17 protein-coding genes are annotated in these 17,123 nt (G+C 67.7%); 4 read left to right on the top strand and 13 right to left on the bottom strand.

What is annotated here, in order from left to right; translation table 11 throughout:
- Positions 1-13: 13 nt before the first annotated feature.
- The 5 genes from LK09_RS03970 to LK09_RS03950 form a co-directional block, all read right to left on the bottom strand.
- Complete coding sequence (locus tag LK09_RS03970) at positions 14-835, bottom strand: prepilin peptidase (RefSeq protein ID WP_039396356.1); 822 nt, start codon at positions 833-835, stop codon at positions 14-16.
- Positions 836-843: 8 nt separating this feature from the next.
- Positions 844-2,427 (bottom strand): hypothetical protein, encoded by a 1,584-nt coding sequence (locus tag LK09_RS03965; protein ID WP_039396271.1) that lies wholly within the window; start codon positions 2,425-2,427, stop codon positions 844-846.
- Positions 2,415-2,981 carry a prepilin-type N-terminal cleavage/methylation domain-containing protein gene (locus LK09_RS03960; protein ID WP_039396268.1) on the bottom strand — a complete coding sequence of 189 codons (567 nt, stop codon included), beginning with the start codon at positions 2,979-2,981 and terminating at the stop codon, positions 2,415-2,417. Before LK09_RS03960 ends, LK09_RS03965 begins: the two co-directional genes overlap by 13 nt.
- Positions 2,978-3,409 (bottom strand): type IV pilus modification PilV family protein, encoded by a 432-nt coding sequence (locus LK09_RS03955; protein WP_039396265.1) that lies wholly within the window; start codon positions 3,407-3,409, stop codon positions 2,978-2,980. Before LK09_RS03955 ends, LK09_RS03960 begins: the two co-directional genes overlap by 4 nt.
- 62 nt (positions 3,410-3,471) lie before the next feature.
- Positions 3,472-3,942, bottom strand: a complete 471-nt coding sequence (locus LK09_RS03950) for a prepilin-type N-terminal cleavage/methylation domain-containing protein (protein WP_082008042.1) — start codon at positions 3,940-3,942, stop codon at positions 3,472-3,474.
- 704 nt (positions 3,943-4,646) lie between these two features.
- Between LK09_RS03950 and LK09_RS03945 the strand changes: the two genes are divergently transcribed.
- Entirely contained in the window at positions 4,647-4,895 is a 249-nt protein-coding gene (locus LK09_RS03945; RefSeq protein WP_039396259.1) for a hypothetical protein, read from the top strand.
- An 83-nt stretch (positions 4,896-4,978) separates the two neighbouring features.
- Here the strand turns inward: LK09_RS03945 and LK09_RS03940 are convergent, their stop codons facing one another.
- The 3 genes from LK09_RS03940 to LK09_RS03930 are packed head-to-tail and all read right to left on the bottom strand — an operon-like array spanning position 4,979 to position 6,753.
- Positions 4,979-5,731: a class I SAM-dependent methyltransferase gene (locus LK09_RS03940; protein WP_039396256.1), complete on the bottom strand. Its 753-nt coding sequence runs from the start codon at positions 5,729-5,731 to the stop codon at positions 4,979-4,981.
- Positions 5,728-6,024 carry a DUF1905 domain-containing protein gene (locus tag LK09_RS03935; protein WP_039396253.1) on the bottom strand — a complete coding sequence of 99 codons (297 nt, stop codon included), beginning with the start codon at positions 6,022-6,024 and terminating at the stop codon, positions 5,728-5,730. Before LK09_RS03935 ends, LK09_RS03940 begins: the two co-directional genes overlap by 4 nt.
- A 9-nt stretch (positions 6,025-6,033) precedes the next feature.
- A complete protein-coding gene (locus tag LK09_RS03930; protein ID WP_039396251.1) occupies positions 6,034-6,753 on the bottom strand; it encodes a potassium channel family protein in 720 nt (239 codons plus the stop codon).
- 671 nt (positions 6,754-7,424) lie between these two features.
- On the opposite strand from LK09_RS03930, the gene LK09_RS03925 reads away from it, so the two are divergent.
- Entirely contained in the window at positions 7,425-9,002 is a 1,578-nt protein-coding gene (locus tag LK09_RS03925) for an HNH endonuclease (protein WP_082008041.1), read from the top strand.
- A gap of 320 nt (positions 9,003-9,322) precedes the next feature.
- Here LK09_RS03925 and LK09_RS03920 read toward each other — a convergent pair whose 3' ends face one another.
- From LK09_RS03920 to LK09_RS03910, 3 genes are all read right to left on the bottom strand, one after another.
- Positions 9,323-11,032 carry an AMP-binding protein gene (locus tag LK09_RS03920; protein WP_039396247.1) on the bottom strand — a complete coding sequence of 570 codons (1,710 nt, stop codon included), beginning with the start codon at positions 11,030-11,032 and terminating at the stop codon, positions 9,323-9,325.
- 95 nt (positions 11,033-11,127) lie between these two features.
- Positions 11,128-11,703, bottom strand: coding sequence for a TetR/AcrR family transcriptional regulator (locus LK09_RS20570; protein ID WP_052226388.1), 576 nt, complete (start codon positions 11,701-11,703; stop codon positions 11,128-11,130).
- 73 nt (positions 11,704-11,776) lie between these two features.
- A complete protein-coding gene (locus tag LK09_RS03910) occupies positions 11,777-13,891 on the bottom strand; it encodes an MDR family MFS transporter (RefSeq protein WP_082008046.1) in 2,115 nt (704 codons plus the stop codon).
- A gap of 132 nt (positions 13,892-14,023) precedes the next feature.
- On the opposite strand from LK09_RS03910, the gene LK09_RS03905 reads away from it, so the two are divergent.
- Positions 14,024-14,611, top strand: coding sequence for a dihydrofolate reductase family protein (locus LK09_RS03905; RefSeq protein ID WP_039396244.1), 588 nt, complete (start codon positions 14,024-14,026; stop codon positions 14,609-14,611).
- Positions 14,612-14,696: 85 nt separating this feature from the next.
- Here the strand turns inward: LK09_RS03905 and LK09_RS03900 are convergent, their stop codons facing one another.
- Positions 14,697-14,996 (bottom strand): GIY-YIG nuclease family protein, encoded by a 300-nt coding sequence (locus LK09_RS03900; protein ID WP_039396344.1) that lies wholly within the window; start codon positions 14,994-14,996, stop codon positions 14,697-14,699.
- 66 nt (positions 14,997-15,062) lie between these two features.
- A complete protein-coding gene (locus LK09_RS03895) occupies positions 15,063-15,569 on the bottom strand; it encodes a MarR family winged helix-turn-helix transcriptional regulator (protein WP_039396240.1) in 507 nt (168 codons plus the stop codon).
- Positions 15,570-15,674: 105 nt separating this feature from the next.
- Between LK09_RS03895 and LK09_RS03890 the strand changes: the two genes are divergently transcribed.
- Positions 15,675-17,006, top strand: a complete 1,332-nt coding sequence (locus LK09_RS03890) for an MFS transporter (protein WP_039396237.1) — start codon at positions 15,675-15,677, stop codon at positions 17,004-17,006.
- Positions 17,007-17,123: the final 117 nt, after the last annotated feature.

Genomic DNA, 17,123 nt, shown 5'->3' with positions numbered 1-17,123 from the left:
AGTCCCCATTTCCTTACGTGTACAAACCCAGATACCAGTGACCGACACGGCCACCGACGAACAAGCCGACCCACGCACCGAGGAGCATCCACGGCCCGAACGGGATCGCCGTCTTGCGCCCGGCGCGACGGACGGCGATGAGGACGAGGCTGAAGAGTCCGGCCAGCACCCATGCGGCGAACGCGCCCACGATGAGTGTCGGCCAACCGCCCCAGCCGAGGAACAGACCGACGACACCGGCGAGCTTGACGTCGCCCCCACCCATGCCGCGCGGGCTGATGAAGCGAATGAGGAAGTAGAAGAGGTACAGCACCGCCATGCCGATCGCAGCGCTGAGCAGTTTCGACCACGGGGCGCCGAGGAGGCACGCCAGCGCGAAGAGGATGATCCCCACCGCGTAGGAAGGCAGCACGATCCCGTTCGGAAGTCGGTGCACGTCGATGTCGATGAGTGTCAGCACGATCGAGATCGATGCGAAGTAGAGGTAGGCGACGAGGACCACCCAGAAGTCCGGCGACGTCACCGCGACGTAGACCGGTGAACCCGCGATCGCGAGGACCCACCAGGTGACGATCACGAAGGCGGCGCTCGTGATGGCCTCGACGATCGGGTACCGCACGGAGATGGGAGCCTTGCACTCGGCGCAGCGTCCGCGGAGGAACAGCCAGCTGAACACCGGGATGTTCTGGTACCAGCGGATCGGCGCGTCGCAATGCGGGCATCGACTCTCGCGCATCAGCGAAACGTGCGCCGGCACTCGGTAGGCGACGACGTTGAGGAACGAGCCGATGACGAGTCCGAACAGAGCGGCGAAGACGAGGAGGAGCGCAGTCACGTGTCCCACTATCGCTCGGTTTGGGAGAGAAGGTTGCCGAGCGTCTGGGTCGTGGTCTCCGTGATGATCCCGTCCGACCCGCCCACCACGATGCAGCCCAGCTTGGTGAAGGCACCCGGCCACGCCATGTCCTGACACGTGTAGTTTGCGCCGTTGCCGAACGTGAGGCCTCCGCTCGCCGAGTACAGCTGGCCGTCGAAAGTCGAGCGCACCGTCCCTGTCAGACCGCACGGCGAGTACAGGAGCACTTTGACTCCGGTGACGTTCGACGCGCTGTTCACATTGAACTTGTCGTTCTGATTTCCGTTGCCGCAGGTTGGCTGGGGCTGGGCCGGTGTTCCGCTCAGCGCGCGGCTGGCGTCAGCGTGAACGAAGAGAAGCTGGTGGCCGCCGGTCAGGGTTCCCGACAGGGTCACGTCCATGCGGGATGCCGTGGGAAACAGGAATACGGCGTCCCGGGTGATGCTCGACGCATTGACAGTGATGGCTGTGCCGCCGCAGCTCGCGTAGTTGAGAAGAACAGAGGTCGTTGCCGCTCCGAGCGTGCTGGAGAGGTTGAACCCGCCCGCGCAGGGATTCGCCGTGGCCTGCGCGTTCCACGTGGTCGACGCATCCAGATCGATCCACTGCGACGCCAGCGAGATCGTTGCGAGCGTCGGGTTGAACGCGGGGAGGGGCGTGTTCGGTGTCTGTGTTCCGGAGACCGTCCACTTGTTTCCGACCGTGAGCGTGGCCGTCGCGGCCTGGACGTTGCCGGCCACCCTACCCTGCGTGCTGCCGGTGTTCGTCAACGTGACGTCGCTCCCCGAGGAGATGTTGCCCGTTCCGGCGACGGGCGTGCTGCCGGAGAACTGGCCGATCGTCGTGCCGTTTGACGCGAAAGTGATGTACCCATTGGCCTTCACGTTGCCGCCGATGGTGATTCCGGAACTGCTCCCGTCGACGTATCCGCTCGCCCAAATGTTGCCCGTGATCGTGCAACCGCTGCTCAACGTGACGTTGCCGTTGGTGACGTAGAGGTTGCCGGTGATGCTGCCCGAGTTGGGGCAGGTGTAGTTACCGCTCCGCACGACCAGGTCGCCGACGTAGTTGGAAACCTGGGTCGACACGCTGCCGCCGAAGTAGGTTACGACGCCGCCGAGCGAGGTCGTCGTGGTCGTCGAGTACGGGAAGACCGAGTCGATGGTGGCGCTCTGGCCTCCGGAGGTGCCTTGGGATTTGATGACGATGAAGTTCGTGGACGTGCTCGGGCACGATGCCGTGAGCCCGTCGGACGAAGGCGGCGGGGTGTTGCTCGGTGACGAATAGATTGTGGAGCTGTACGAAGGCGACGTGCCCGTCAGCGACGTCGCGGTGCATGTGCTGTTCTTGAGTTGGGCGAAGGTGGCATCCCGCCCCGACTCGGCCGCGATGAAGGCCTGCGTGTTGCCCTTGTTCGTGGAGTTCGTGCTGATCACGAAGAAGATCGCGGCGGCGATCGTCGCGGTGGCAATCGCTCCCACGAGCATGACGAAGACGACGAGGACGAGCGCGGCGCCGTCATCGTTCGCGCGGCGCTGACGGTCGAAGAACCTGTCGATCAGGTGAAGCATGTCTGCGTCCCTCCGCCGGGAAGAGCACCCCATGTGATGTTCCGCATGTACGCGGTGCCCTGAAAGTGCACGGTCGGGCCGTTCGCGCTCTTCACATCGAAGGAGTAGCTGACCGTGGTGCCGCTTTGCGTGAAGAAGTCATCCGTGTAGTGCTGAACGACGCCCGGCTCCCATGTCCGCCACGACGCCGACGACAGGGCCCCGCCGGATGTCATCGCCAGCTGTGCGCTGCCGCCGCCGAGGTTGAAGCCCATGCAGGCATTGCTCCCCGAAAGGTCGGTTGCCACTTCGAGAACGGGCCCGGTTGCGAGCGTCGACGAGAGCCCGGCGTCGGTCACTTTGAACGCGACGGCGTTGCGCATGGCCTTTTCGATTTGCGACGAGATGACCTGACCGCGTGCTGTCGCATCGGTCTGGTCGGTGACGCTGGCCTGGGTCTTCCAGATATTGACGAACATGACGGCGATTCCGGCGGTGATCACACCGAGCACCACGACGTAGATGATCAACTCGACCAAAGAGAAGCCGCCGTCGTCCCGCTCGAGATCTCTCATGGCAGGTACACCAATGCGTCGACCGTCGCCAGAGTCTTGCCGTTCGAGTCCGTCGCCGTAATAGTGAGGTGCTCGACGGTCGCAGCGGGGCAGATGCCGGACGAGTTAGGCCCCGGAACGAGCGTGCCGGATGTGGTGAAAGTGGCACCCGCACCGTTCTTGTACGGCGTCGCCGAGGGGGTCTTAGCAGCGACAAGCGCGGAGCAGGTACCCGCTTGGCGCGCTTGTTCGACAAGCGCATTCAACTGGCGCGTAGCGGTCGCGGTAGTTGACTGGTCCGCGGAATATCGAATGCTGTTGTACAGCGCAGGGATGAGGGCAATCGAGATGATAGCAAGAAGGAAGATCGCGATCATCAGCTCTACAAGGCCGAAGCCCGCGTCGTCCCCTGTGACGGCCTTGACTCGCATCTGGATCACCACCTGCATTGATTGGGCAAGCCGAGGTCGACGGACTCCACCGTCGACCCCGGCCTACACAGCGTGGACGTCTAGCAGCCGGGCCCAGACTTGAAGACGGTGCCGCCCGCCCCACCCTTGTACTTGAGCCCAGCGGTGTCGGACCCCTGAATGCAGATGTCAGACGGGGTTGATCCGCTCGCAACCGACACCGTCAGAGTCGTCGAAACACCCGCAGTCGGAGGGTTGAACTTCGCGAGGTCCGGCGCCGCTGCGCCGGACGCGAGCTGTGCGACGGCGGTCGTCGCCGCGTTCTTGGTAGTTGCCTGCGTCGCACCGTCAACCGCAGTCTGCTGGATGAACGCGAAGAGCGGGAGGGCGATCGCGACGAGAATGCCGATGATCACCACGACGATGATGAGCTCGATGAGCGAGAAGCCGGCGTCGCCGGTCTCCTCTGCCCGCTCGCGGCGCTTGGCCGCGAGCAGGCTATTGAAGGTTGCACGCATTGGTGACTCCTGTTCAGTGAATGGACGTTCGTCACGGATACGGGCAACCTTCATCCCCAGCCTCAACCACTCCAGCTAACGGCGAACAGCGTCGCCAAACACCCCAGTTACGAGCTATCGCCCCCAGTGACAGGTGCCCCTTCGAGTTCTTCGGGTTCTCGAAGTGCACCCAGGGACCATCATGAGCGCGCTCTCATGATCCCGCAAGTACGAATTGTCACAACTTAGTAAAAACTGAGGATGGACTGAGGTGCGAACTAGGTCTTCCAGAGGTCGCGCAGCGACCGATCATGTGCAACGAGCGACGCGATCGGAGTCACTGAGCGGCAGAGACGAGTATCGTTCGACCAGCGCTTCGCGCGGGCGAGTGGGCGGAGTTCGGCATCCACGGCACGGCTGAAGCAACGCGCGAAATGTGCTAGGCGACCTACCGCGCGGCGAGCAGATGGACCACGACCTCCACCACAGGGGCGAGACGCGTCACGACCACGGCGAGGGAGACGGCCGTGACGACGATGATCATCCCGGAGAACCTCAGGGCTGCGTACATACCGGTGAAGAGGGCGAAAGGGCCGCGGAGATACCGCGCGATGTGCCCTGGGGGAAATGCCCTTCGACAAGCTCAGGGCGCTGAACGGGACGAATGCCCTTCGACAAGCTCAGGGCGCTGAACGGGGTGGATGCCCTTCGACAGGCTCAGGGCGCGGGGGCGACGAAGAACCGCGGTCATGCCATACTTCTGAACCGCAGGGGAGGCGATGGTGCAAACCGAATCCGACAGCGGGCGTCGATGGCGATCGTTCTTCGTGTTCTTCGGAGCGGCCGGCATCCTGCTCACCGCGATCAGCATCGTGCTGACCACGGTGTTCAACCTCTCCGTCCCGCCGGACTGCCCGTCCTGCGGCATGGCCGCCGTCGGGCTCGTGCCGGTCTACCTCATCACCGCGGTGATGACCCTCACGCTGGCGATCGGGTTCGTGATCTGGGTGTTCCGTCGACGTCGTTGAACCGGTGGGATGCCCTTCGACAGGCTCAGGGCGCAAGGAGCGGACTCAGGGCGCAAGGAGCGGGTCAGGGCGCCGGGGCGGGCTCAGGGCGACGGCGCGGTGGCGACGAAGATCAGTTCGTCACTCCCGGGGCGCACCGGGCCGCGGGACCAGTCGCCCCACAGGGACTCGACCTCGAACCCCGCGGCATCCAGCGACGCACGCAGCTCGGCCTCGCTGCGGAATCTCAGGGTTTCATCATGAGCGAGCCGGGTGCCGTCGGGAAGGATCGTGTGGCCGCGGTGGGTCATCCGGAACGACGACTCGTCACCCGTGCGCGACACCACCTCCACCCACGACGTGAACGTGCCGCCGTCGGGGTGCGGGTAGGTGCCGCGGGTGAGCTCAGGACTCCAGCGATGCTGCCAGTCCCGCTCCGGAACCCGCGATTCGAACGCCACCCGACCACCCGGACGCAGCGCGCGACGGATGTCGCGGAGAGTGGATTCCCATTCCCCCTCGTCCACGAAGTACTGGGCGACGTGCCCGGTCATGACGACGAGATCCGCAGCGTCCGCAGGAAGCTCGGCCGCCGTTCCCTGGATCCACGTCACGAGGTCGCCATCCGGACGCGTGCGCGCGGCATCCACCATGACGGCGGACGGGTCGACCCCCACGACCGGGCATCCCGAACGCGCCAGCTCGACCGCCAGCACACCGGTTCCGCATCCGAGATCGACGACATCGGATGCCGCCCATTCGGAAGCCAGCGCGACGTACAGGCCGTGGTCGAGACGACCGACGCACTCCGCGTCATAGGTCGCGACGGCGCGGGCATCCTCGGTCCACAGGCTCATGCGTCCAGCACCTCGAGACGGACCCGCACCGGACCGCCGTTCTCCAGCCCCTCCGCGACGCGCACGGCCTTCTTGAGCGGCAGCACGTAATAGCCGGCCGAGTCCGGGAAGATCGACGTCGTCCACGTCGAACCGCCGACGGATGCCCGCACCCGCACCGATCCGAAACCGCGCTGCGGCCGCGGAATCTCACGGATGTCGGCACTCAGCGGCTCGGGAAGGGCGGTGAAGTACCAGGCGGCATCCTGACGGGCATCCCACTGGAACACCTCGCCGTCGAACTCGACGATCACTCCCGCACACTACCGCCTGGTCGTCATGCGGTCGTCGAGCGCCTCGCGCAGGAGCTGCTCGAGGCTCTCGATACGCGCCTCCAGCGCACGCAGATGCCCGACCGTCGCGGTGGCCTCTTCCTCGGCCTGACCGACCTGCGAGACGATCCACGACGCGAACGTCGCCGTGATCACACCGAGGAGGGTCACTCCCCCGACCATCAGGACCACCGCGATCGCGCGACCGACGGCCGTCGCCGGGATCTCATCGCCGTAGCCGACGGTCGTCACCGTCTCGAACGCCCACCACAGCGACTGCCAGAACGTGGTGATGTCGGCGTGCGGCTGGCCGCGCTCCGCGCTGAGGACGGTCAGGGATGCCACGAACAGCAGCAGAACCGCCGCGGCTCCCGCGTAGGCCAGGATGCGGAGGCGGATCGCCGCCCCGGCATTGCGCTGCAGCACACCCCGCAGCATGCGCACCGGCTGCAGCACGGGCACCAGCAGGATCGCGAGATCGAACAGATGCGTGGTGACCCACCGGATGCGGCGACCCGGCGGCTCGATCGACACCTTGATCGCATAGTCCGCGATGAACACCAGCCACGAGACCAGGATCAGCGAGACCGCGACATCGCTCGCCGGCGGCTGCAGATTCGCGATGACGAGCCACGCGTAGGCGATGAGGAAGACCAGCGACACGACGATGAGCGGACGCTCGGTGAGCTGACGCCACCGCTTCTGATTCATGGGGCGATCGTAAGGGGGCGGGGTTGTGATCTGCTGAGCGGGCGGCGGGAGCGGGATGTCGGCGGAGGGCGGGATGCCGGGAGGCCGGGATCGGAGGCGGGGCGCGGTGCGGGCCGGGCGGGACGCGGTGCGGGACGGCGGCCAGGACACGGTGCGGCGAGCCGTTGTGCGGGACGGCGAGCCGCGGTGCGGGGGCGGCGGGCCGGACGCGGTGCGGGGGCGGCGGGCCGGACGCGGTGCGGGGACAGCGGGCAGGACACGGTACGGCGACAGCGGGCGGCAAGGATGCTGGGATGCCGGATGCCCGGGACACCGAGATCGGAGGCGGCGCGGCCCGGCGAAGACGGGCGGGACGCCGACGTCACGGCGCATGGCGCGCGGTGCGGGACGTTGGCGGGACGCCCGGACGCCGCGCGGGCGGAAGGCAGGCGCACGGCGGGCGGGGCCCAGATGCACGCTCGGCGGAACGCGACGCGGGGGCGAGGCGGAATGCCGGGAGGGCGGGCGGGCGGCGGCCCGGGCGGGCGGCGGCCCGGGCGGGCTGAGCTTGTCGAAGCCCAATGGTTCACAACGCGGGACGTGGTGCGGATGGGTTGCCGCAGTGCATTAGTTCGTTCTTATGTTCGAGACTATCCCTTGTGCATCACGCTTGCGTTGCGTAGGCTTGTGGCATGGTCGAAGTCACCGTCACTCATCTGGCACCGCTTGTGGAGGCGGTGCAGAGTGTGGATGCCGGCTGGCTTTCCGCGCTCGGTGGCGGGTTTCCGTCGGCGGTGGTCGATGACGATGTGGAGGCGATGACCGACGCGGGTCTGCTGGCGGTGAACGAAGCACTGGCGGGGTTGGGTCGGCGGGTGCAGGCGTTGCAGGCGCGCATCGCGCACGGGATCAGCAGGCGGTCGGCCCGGGAACTGGGGTCGGATGGGTTGGCCCGGAAGGCGGGGTTCCGGTCGGCGGAGAAGCTGATCGCGGCGACCACGGGCGGTCATGTCGGGGACGCGAAGAAGCTGGTGCAGGTGGGGGATGCCACCGCGGGGCGGATGACGTTCAGCGGGGAACGCGCCCCCGCCCGGCACCCGCACGTGGCCGCGGCGATCGAGGCGGGGGTGTTGAGTGTGGCGTGCGCGGGCGCGATCACGACCCTGCTGGATCGGGTGGCGTGCCGGGCCGACCGGGCCCTGCTCGCGCAGGCGGAGCAGACCCTGGTGGAGCAGGCGGCCGGGTTGTCCCTGTCCGAGTTGCAGGTGGTGTTGCGGCGCGCGGAAGCCTGGTTGGATCCGGACGGTTTGGAACCCAAGATCGAGAACCTGCGGGATGCCCGGTTCTTGAGGATCTGGGAAGACCAGCACGGCATGATCAACCTCGACGGACGCCTGGACCCCGCCACCGGCGCCCCCATCAAAGCCGCGATCGACGCCCTCGTCACCGCGCAGATCCGCGCCATGCGCGGCCACAACCACCCCGACGGCGACGGAACCGATGGTGACGGTGGGTGGACGTGGAGCGACGGTGGCAAGACCGCCACGGATACCGACGACTCACCCGCGGCCGATGGGGCGAATGCGGATGACTCACCCGATACCGGTGCGGGCCATGCCGGTGCGACCGGTCCCGGCGCAAGCGACACCGGTGCGGGCGATGCCGGTGCTGCGGGTGTGGGTGGGCCGGTGGAGCGGCGCACGATCATGCAGCTGCAGGCCGACGCGCTGTCCACTCTCGCGAAGATCGGACTCGGCTCCGAGAACGCCCCCGCCCCGCTGGCGACCACGACCGTGGTGGTGCGGATCCCGCTGGAGGCCCTCACCACCGGGACCGGGGTGGCGACCATCGACGGCCTCACCCAACCCATCGACGCCGGCACCGCCCGCCGCATGGCGGCGGATGCGGAGATCATCCCGATCGTCCTCGGCAGCAAGAGTGAGGTCCTCGACTACGGCAGGTCCCGACGGTTGTTCTCCAAAGCGCAAAGACTCGCCCTGGTCGAACGCGACGGCGGGTGCGCGAACTGCGCCGCCCCACCGGGCATGTGTGAAGTCCACCACCTGACCTGGTGGTCCCACGGCGGCAGAACCGACCTGGACGACGGCATCCTGTTGTGCACCAGCTGCCACCACATGGTCCACACCGAAGGATGGGACATCCGCATCGATGACACCGGGGTGTGGTTCATCCCACCCGCCCACATCGACCCGACCCGCACCCCCCGGCCCGGCGGCCGCCGCCGACACGACTACCAACCCGCCGCCTGACACCCATGACAACGAACCGGGGTTACCCCTTCGTCTCGCTACGCTCGCTCAGGGACCGGGTGGTTGAGCGCCGGCGGGTCCGGAGCGCGAGGTCAAACGGGCGGCCCGCGCCTGTCGTAGCCCAACGCCCCGGGACGCCTGCCCTTCGACAAGCTCAGGGCGCAAGACCAAGCGGGCCTGGCCTTCGACAAGCTCAGGGCGCAAGATCACGCGGGCTGAGCCTGTCGAAGCCCACCACCACCCGGGACGCCTGCCCTTCGACAAGCTCGGGGCACACGGGGCGCGAGAACGGGTCCGGGCGTGTGACGCGGGCGCGGAGGTCAGCGGTAGTCGCGGTCGAGGAACTGGGCGGCATCCGAACCCGACTCGACCCGCTCGGCCTCGCGGGCACGAAGCTCGACGCGGCGGATCTTGCCGGAGATCGTCTTCGGCAGATCATCCACGAACTCGATGATCCGCACCCGCTGGTGGGCCGACAGACGGTCCCGTGCGTGCGCGAACACCGACGACGCGGTCGCATCCAGATCGTCCTGCCCGGCGACCGCGATCCGCACGTACGCCTTCGGCACCGCCAACCGCACCGGATCCGGACTCGGCACGATCGCCGCCTCGACCACGAGGTCATGCTCGAGCAGCACCGACTCCAACTCGAACGGGGAGATCTTGTAATCGGACGCCTTGAACACGTCGTCGGTGCGGCCGACGTACGTCAGGTATCCGTCCGCGTCCCGCGCCGCGATGTCCCCCGTGTGGTGGTAGCCGCCCTCGCGCGACGCGGCCGTGGCATCCGGATCCTCGAAGTAGCCCGCCATCAGACCGAGCGGGGCACGCGCCAGATCGAGACACACCTCGCCCTCGTCCTCGACCTGCTCGCCGGTCACCGGGTCGACGAGCACAACCGGATACCCCGGCGTCGGCCGACCCATCGAACCGTCCTTCACCGTCTGACCCGGCGAATTGCCCACGCAGCAGGTCATCTCCGTCTGGCCGTAGCCATCCCGGATCGTGCCGCCCCACGCATCCCGCACGCGATGGATGACCTCCGGGTTCAACGGCTCCCCCGCACCCACGAGCTCGCGCGGCGGATGCGTCAGCCGCCCCAGATCCGCCTGGATCAGCATCCGCCACACCGTCGGCGGCGCACAGAACGTCGACACGTGATGCGTCTCCATCACCTGCATCAGCTGGTCGGCATCGAACCGCGCATAGTTGAAGACGAAAACCGTCGCCTGCGCCAGGAACGGCGAATAGAAACTCGACCACGCATGCTTCGCCCACCCCGGCGACGAGATGTTCAGATGCACGTCCTCCGGCCGCACGCCCAGCCACCACATCGTCGAGAGGTGCCCGATCGGATACGACACCTGCGTGTGCTCGACGAGCTTCGGACGCGACGTCGTGCCCGACGTGAAGTAGAGCAGGCTCGTGTCGGATGCCGGCGTCGGACCATCCGGCTCGAACCGCACCTCCGCCGACGACGAGTCGTCCCACGCGATCCAGCCGTCCGGCACATCCGCACCCACGCCGACGTGCAGCACGCCGGCGGGCCCCTCCGAGAGCCGGTCGGCGAGGTCGGTGAGCGTCACGACGGCATCCGCACCCGCCCGCTCCACCCGGAACTCGACATCGGCCGCCGACAGCAGGGTCGACGTCGGAATCGAGACGGCGCCGAGCTTGGCGATCCCGAGCATGACCTCCCACAGCTCGATCGTGTTGTTAAGCATCACGATCACCCGCGATCCGCGGCCGAGGCCGATGGACCGCAGCCACGACGCCACCTGGTCGGACCGCTCCGACAGCCGGCCGTACGACCACGACTGCGCCGACAGGTCCGCCTCGACGATCGTCACCGCTGCACGATCAGGATGCTCCGCCGCGACGACGTCGAACCACTCCAACGCGAAGTTGAACTCGTCGAGCTGCGGAGCGACGAAACCGTCCACCGCCCCCGAATAGTCGGTCGCGTGGGCGAACAGGAAGTCACGGGCAGCGCGCACGGCAGCAGTGCCGGCAGTGGCGAGGCGGGGCATGGAGCCACGCTACTCGCATGGCGGGTGGGACTGCCCTTCGACAGGCTCAGGGCGCGGGAGCGACAGGCTCAGGGCGCGGGAGCGACAGGCGTGCGTCAGCGGGGGGCGCGGGCAGACAGGAGCGCCGAGAGGCGATCGAGCGCCAGGTGCACCTCGGTGTCGACCGTCTCGGGGCTGATGTCGCCGCCCTCGGACGCGGCATCCCCGAAGCTGATCATCACGGCCCCGACGGCGAGACGCGCGGTCGCGGGGTCGGTGCGCTGCTCGACGATCGAGATCAGGTCGCTGCGGTGACGGCTGCCCCACTCCATCAAGGTGGAGGCCAGTTCGGGATGCCGCTTGACGATGCCGTGCTTGTGCTTGCCGGGCAGCTCGAGGCCGATCCCGGTGATGAGGGTGACGATGTCGTCGATCAGCGCGCCCGACCCGGCGAGGAACTTCTCGCGCGCCTCATCCGGGATGATCAGGGCCGGAAGCCCCAGGATCGCCGCGTTCTTGGTCGGGTAGTAGTTGAAGAACGTCCGCACCGAGACGTCGGCGGCAGCGCAGATCTCCTCGACCGTCGTGTCGGCGATGCCCTTGGCATCCGCGAGCGCCACGGCGGCGTCTCGGATGCGCTCGCGCGTCTCGCGCTTCTTGCGCTCGCGGAGGGAGTCGGGCTGCGGGTTCATGATGTGCGGTGTCCGTTCTGCGGGAGTGCACCGGCCGGACGGATCCGGCCGGTGCTCCTCCCATTGTGGCGGGTCAGGCCTTCACCCGCTCCTCGAGCTCGTCGATGATGTCGTCATCCGACTTGGCGTCGGCTGCGGCGGCATCCTCGGCGTGCTTGTCCGCCTGCTCCTGCAGAGCCGACCGCTGACGCAGCGGCGGGGCCTTGAAGAAGAACGACAGGACGAACGCCACCATCATCACCAGGAATCCGACCCAGTAGACCAGACCCGTCGACGAGGTGAAGCCGGTGAGGAACTGCACGGTCAGCGGCTTGTCCGCGCCGTTGAGGAACGACGTGTCGCTCATGCTGGAGCTGTCGGACGAGCTGCTCGCGCTGGTGTCCTTCAGCTTCTTCTCGATGGTGGGCTCCACCTTGTCGACCACGGCCTTGCGCTGGTCGGCGTTGGAGTAGTCCACGACGAGCTTGCCGTTCTCGACGGAGACGCCCGCCTTCTCGGCGGCCTGCTTCACGGCGGTCGCGGTGGCGACCGGCAGTGCCTTGTCGACCTGCTGCGCGATGATCTGATCGGCGGCGGCCTGCGGGATGACCCCGGCGGCGACCTGTGCGTCGACCGCCTGCGTCACCTTCTCGGTCACGGCGACCTTGACGGCGGCGTTGATCTGCGCGGTGGCCTTGTCGAGCCCCTCCTGGGTGCCCTTCTCGATCGGCTGGACGATCTTGTTCCACATCTGGTCCATGACGCCCTTGTTGTTCGCCTTGTCGGCGACGGCGGGGTTCATCGCGGCATCCAGCGCGGCGGTCAGCTCGGCCTTGTCGGACATGGCCGTGTTGATGTGGGTCGGCATCACCGAGAACAGCACCGACAGCAGCACCGCGGTGCCGAGCGTGCCGCCGATCTGGCGGAAGAACGTCGCGGCGCTGGTGGCCACACCCATGTCACGCGGCTCGACCGCCCCCTGGGTGGCGAGCACGAGCGACTGCATGATGACGCCGAGGCCGAGGCCGACGAGCACCATGATGCCGGCGAGCAGCCAGATCGACGAGTCGACCGTGAGGGTGGTCAGCAGCAGGTAGCCGACGCCGACGAGGCCGGTGCCGAGCGTCGGGAACCAGCGGTATTTGCCGGTCTTCGAGATGAACTGACCCGAACCGATCGAGGCCGCCATGAGGCCGAGCACCATCGGGAGCATCGCGAACCCGGACTGCGTCGGGTTCAGGCCGATCACGATCTGCAGGTACAGCGGGATGGTGAGCATCGCACCGAACATGCCGAACCCGACGAGGAAGCCGAGGAGCGTCGCCATCGAGAAGGCGCCCTTGCGGAACAGCTTCATCGGGATGATCGCGTCATCGCCCATGCGGAACTCGATCAGCAGGAACGCGACGAGGCCCAGCGCGCCGATGACGTAGCAGGTGATCGCAGCGGTCGAGTCCCAGCCCCAGGTGCGGCCCTGCTCGGCCACGAGGAGGAAGGGGACGAGGGCGACGACGACCGCGGCCGCTCCGAACCAGTCGATGCGGGGCTTGGCCCGCTCACCGAACTTCGGCAGGTGCAGGAAGGCGAACACCATGACGATCGCCACGATGCCGATCGGCACGTTGATGAGGAACACCCAGCGCCAGCCGTCGATGCCGAGGATCGTGCTCGCGCCGGCGAAGGCGCCGCCGATCACCGGGCCGATGACCGACGAGATGCCGAAGACGGCCAGGAAGAAGCCCTGGTACTTTGCGCGCTCGCGCGGAGCGAGCATGTCGCCCATGATCGCCAGCGGCATCGACATCAGCGCACCGGCGCCGATTCCCTGGAACGCCCGGAACGCGGCGAGCTCGACCATCGAGGTGGAGAAGCTGGACAGCAGCGACCCGAGGATGAAGACGGCGATGCCGAACAGATAGATGGGCCGGCGACCGAAGACGTCGGAGAGCTTGCCGTAGATCGGCACCATGATCGTCGAGGTGATCATGTAGGCGGTCGTGACCCAGGCCTGCTGATCGAGGCCGTGCAGGTCGTCGCCGATGGTGCGGATGGCTGTCGACACGATCGTCTGATCGAGCGACGCGAGGAACATACCGGCCATGAGGCCGACGATCACGAGCATGATCTGCCGGTGCGTCATGATCGGTGACCCGTGCTGCGCACGGGGTGCGCCCACGGTCGGGGTGGGCGCGGTGGCGGTTGAAGACATCAGCATCCTTCTTGAGATTGCGTTCCTACATCATTGCACGACTGCAACTTTGTGTGAAGTGAAATCTTTCATTCATGCAAAGTTCTCAGGATATCCCTCCCGCGACGGGGCGGGCGCGCGTAGCCTGGCGGCATGACCGCCCGCTTCGTGTACTGGATGAACATCTCGCTCGACGGCAAGATCGACCCGCCCGCCACGACCGGCCACGCCGGTGACGAGTGGCTGCGGATCGACGAACCACTGCACCGCGAGTTCAACCGGCGCGCGGCCGCCCAGACGATGTCGGTCGAGGGCCGGGCGATCTACGAGATCATGGAGGACTACTGGCCCGCCGCCCGCACCGACGAGTCGGCGCCCGACTTCCTGCGCGAATACGGGCACATCTGGACAGACAAACCCAAGATCCTGGTGTCGCGCTCGCGCACCACCGCGCAGTACAACACGGAGATCTACGGCGACTCCGCCCTCGAACGCCTGGCCGACCTGCGCTCGAGCGCCGACGGCGACATCGGGGTCGGCGGCGCATCGATCGCGACGCAGCTGCTGAACGCGGGACTCCTCGACGAACTGCTGCTGTTCATCCACCCCGTCGTCCTCGGGGCGGGGCGCCCCCTGTTCGACGAACTCGCCGAACCGCTGCAGCTCGACCTGCTCGAGTCCGGCGAATACGGCGGCGACGGGGTCGGGATGCGGCGCTACGCGGTCCGCGGCGCCCGCTGACGCTGGGGCCGGGAGCGACTGCCCTTCGACAAGCTCAGGGCGCAGCACGGCGGGCTGAGCCTGTCGAAGCCCAACAGCCCCGGAGTCAGGGTGTCTGTCCCGAACGAGATCTCGATAGCGCCGGCAGGTCTTCCAATCGACCATCGATCAGGGCCAGCTTCTTGGCGCGACTCCAACCCTGGATCTGCTTCTCCAGGGCGAACGCGCGACCGGCATCCGGAACCGACGCGCACCACACCAGGTTCACGGGTCGATGACGTCGGGTGTGATTCGCCGCCCACGCGTCATCGTGATTGTGCTGCCAGACACGATGTTCGACGTCCCGGTCGGTGCTGCCGGTGTACAAGCTGCCGTCGCTGCACTCCAGGATGTAGACGAACGCCATGGGGTGCATTTTGTGTGACGTCTGACATCGCGGCTGCCCTTCGACAGGCTCAGGGCGCGGAACGGGTCAGTCCCCGATGTGGTCGAGGCGGAGGATGACGATCTCGAGGAGGCGGGCGAGCTCGTCGCGCTCGCGGTCGCTGAGGTCCTGCAGGACGTCGGACTCCACGACGTTCGAGCTGCGGATCACCGAGCTGAACGTGCGCCAGCCGGCATCCGTCAGCCCCACCAGCACCCGCGTGCGGTTCTCGGCATCCGGCGTGCGCTCGACGAGGCCGCGTTCGGCGAGCCTGTCGAGCCGATGAGTCATCGACGACGGGGCGACACTGGTCAGCTCGGCGAGGTAGCCGGGGGTGAGCGGCTCGCCCGCGCGGGCGATGCCGGCGATGACGCCCCACTCCCCCGCGGTGAGATCGAGGTCGACGAGCTGGCGGGCGTACCACTGGTCGAGCTTGCGGTTCAGGCTCTGCGCGGCGGTGATCACGCGCTGCACGGACTCGTCGCCGCCGGCGGCGACATACGTCTCGACCGCGCGGCGGTACTCGTCGCGCGTGCTTGATCTTCGACCGGCCATGCGGGAATTCTCCCACGCTTCTTTCTGTTGCTAATATTTCGATGTCGAAATCTTCGACATGAAAGCTATCACGGCGTCCCGCCACCGACCGAAGGAGGCCTCCTCATGCGTGCTCGTCTGCTCATCCTCGCGTCCGCGATCGGCTCCCTCGGCTGGGGTGCCGTGCTCCCCTATCAGTACGCCTACGCGGCGGACACCCGCGGGTGGGGCACCCTCACGGCGGCCGTGGCATCCTCCCTCTTCTCGGTGGGCGCGCTCGTGGCCGCGCCGCTCGCCGGACGCCTCGCCGACCGCATCGACCCGGTGCTCGTCGCCGTCGCCACCCAGCTCATCGGCGCCGCAGCGGTCGGATCCCTCATGTTCGTCGACTCGCCGCAGCTGTTCCTGGCCGGGATGCTGGTGTTCGGCCTCGGACTGTCCGCCGCGGTCCCGGCCAAGCAGGTGCTCGCCCTGCGCTGGTCGTCCAGCGACGACCGCCGCCGCGTGTTCGCCTACAAGTTCACCGCCGAGTCGCTCGGCATGGCCGCCGGCGCGTTCCTGGCGGGTCTGGTCGTGAACCTCGACGAGCCTACCGGCCTCAACGCCGGATTCCTGATGGCCGCGCTCGGCTTCGTGCTGTCGTCCATCGTGATCGCGATCGCCGGGCGCCTCCCCGGCCCGATCGGCGTCGTCGATTCGGTCGCCGAAGAGGCGACGGATGCGGGTGTGGATGCCTCCACCGGCGCCATCACGGTGATCCGCCCCGATGCGAAGCACACGCCCGCCCGGCGTCCGGGCGCGCTGCGGCTCATCTTCGCCGAGCCCGCGATGCGCTGGACGGCCGTGGTGACCGTCGCCCTCGCCCTCGGCTTCTACGCCCAGTTCGAGTCCGGCCTTCCGGCCTACGCGATCACCGAGCTGCACGTCGACCCGTCAGCGATCGGCACCGCCGCCGCGGTGAACTGCCTCGTCGTGGTCGCCCTGCAGGTGCTCATGGTGCGCCTCACCGCGAAGCGCTCGGCGCCCGTGCTGCTGATGGCCGTCGGGGTCATCTGGATGCTGTCGTGGGTGCTGCTCAGCGCCGCCCAGTTCATGCCCGCCGCCCTGGCCTCGGCGATGTTCGTCACGACCTACGGCGTCTTCGCCGTCGGCGAGACGATCTACAGCCCGGTGCTGAACCCGCTGACGGCGTCCCTGGCGCCCGCGGGAATGGTCGGGCAGACCCTGGGCACCGTGTCGGCACTGCAGACCGCGTTCTCGGCGGCCGGTCCCCTCGTCGCCGGGCTCCTGCTCGGTGCCGGCCTCGCCGACGTCTACCTCGGCCTGCACTTCGCGGTCAGCGCGGTCGCCGTGTTCGCCGCCTGGCGCATCCACCGGGCGCTGCAGGCCCACCACACCCCGACCACCGCCGTGCCGGTCCTGGACTCCCGGACCGGCTCCATCACCCGCGTGCCCTGACGCCCCGCCGCGCCCGCGCGGCCGCTGCGCGACACGTTCCGCAGCAGGCCGCCGGTCCTGGCAGCGGCATCCTCACCCTGACAGACTCGAACCCGAGTGTCAGGCACACGAAAGGAT

Origin of the sequence: Microbacterium mangrovi, from assembly GCF_000802305.1 — a bacterium.
Lineage (GTDB): Bacteria > Actinomycetota > Actinomycetes > Actinomycetales > Microbacteriaceae > Microbacterium > Microbacterium mangrovi.
Note: the sequence above shows the minus strand (reverse complement) of the source record. Positions and strands in the feature narration are given on the sequence as shown.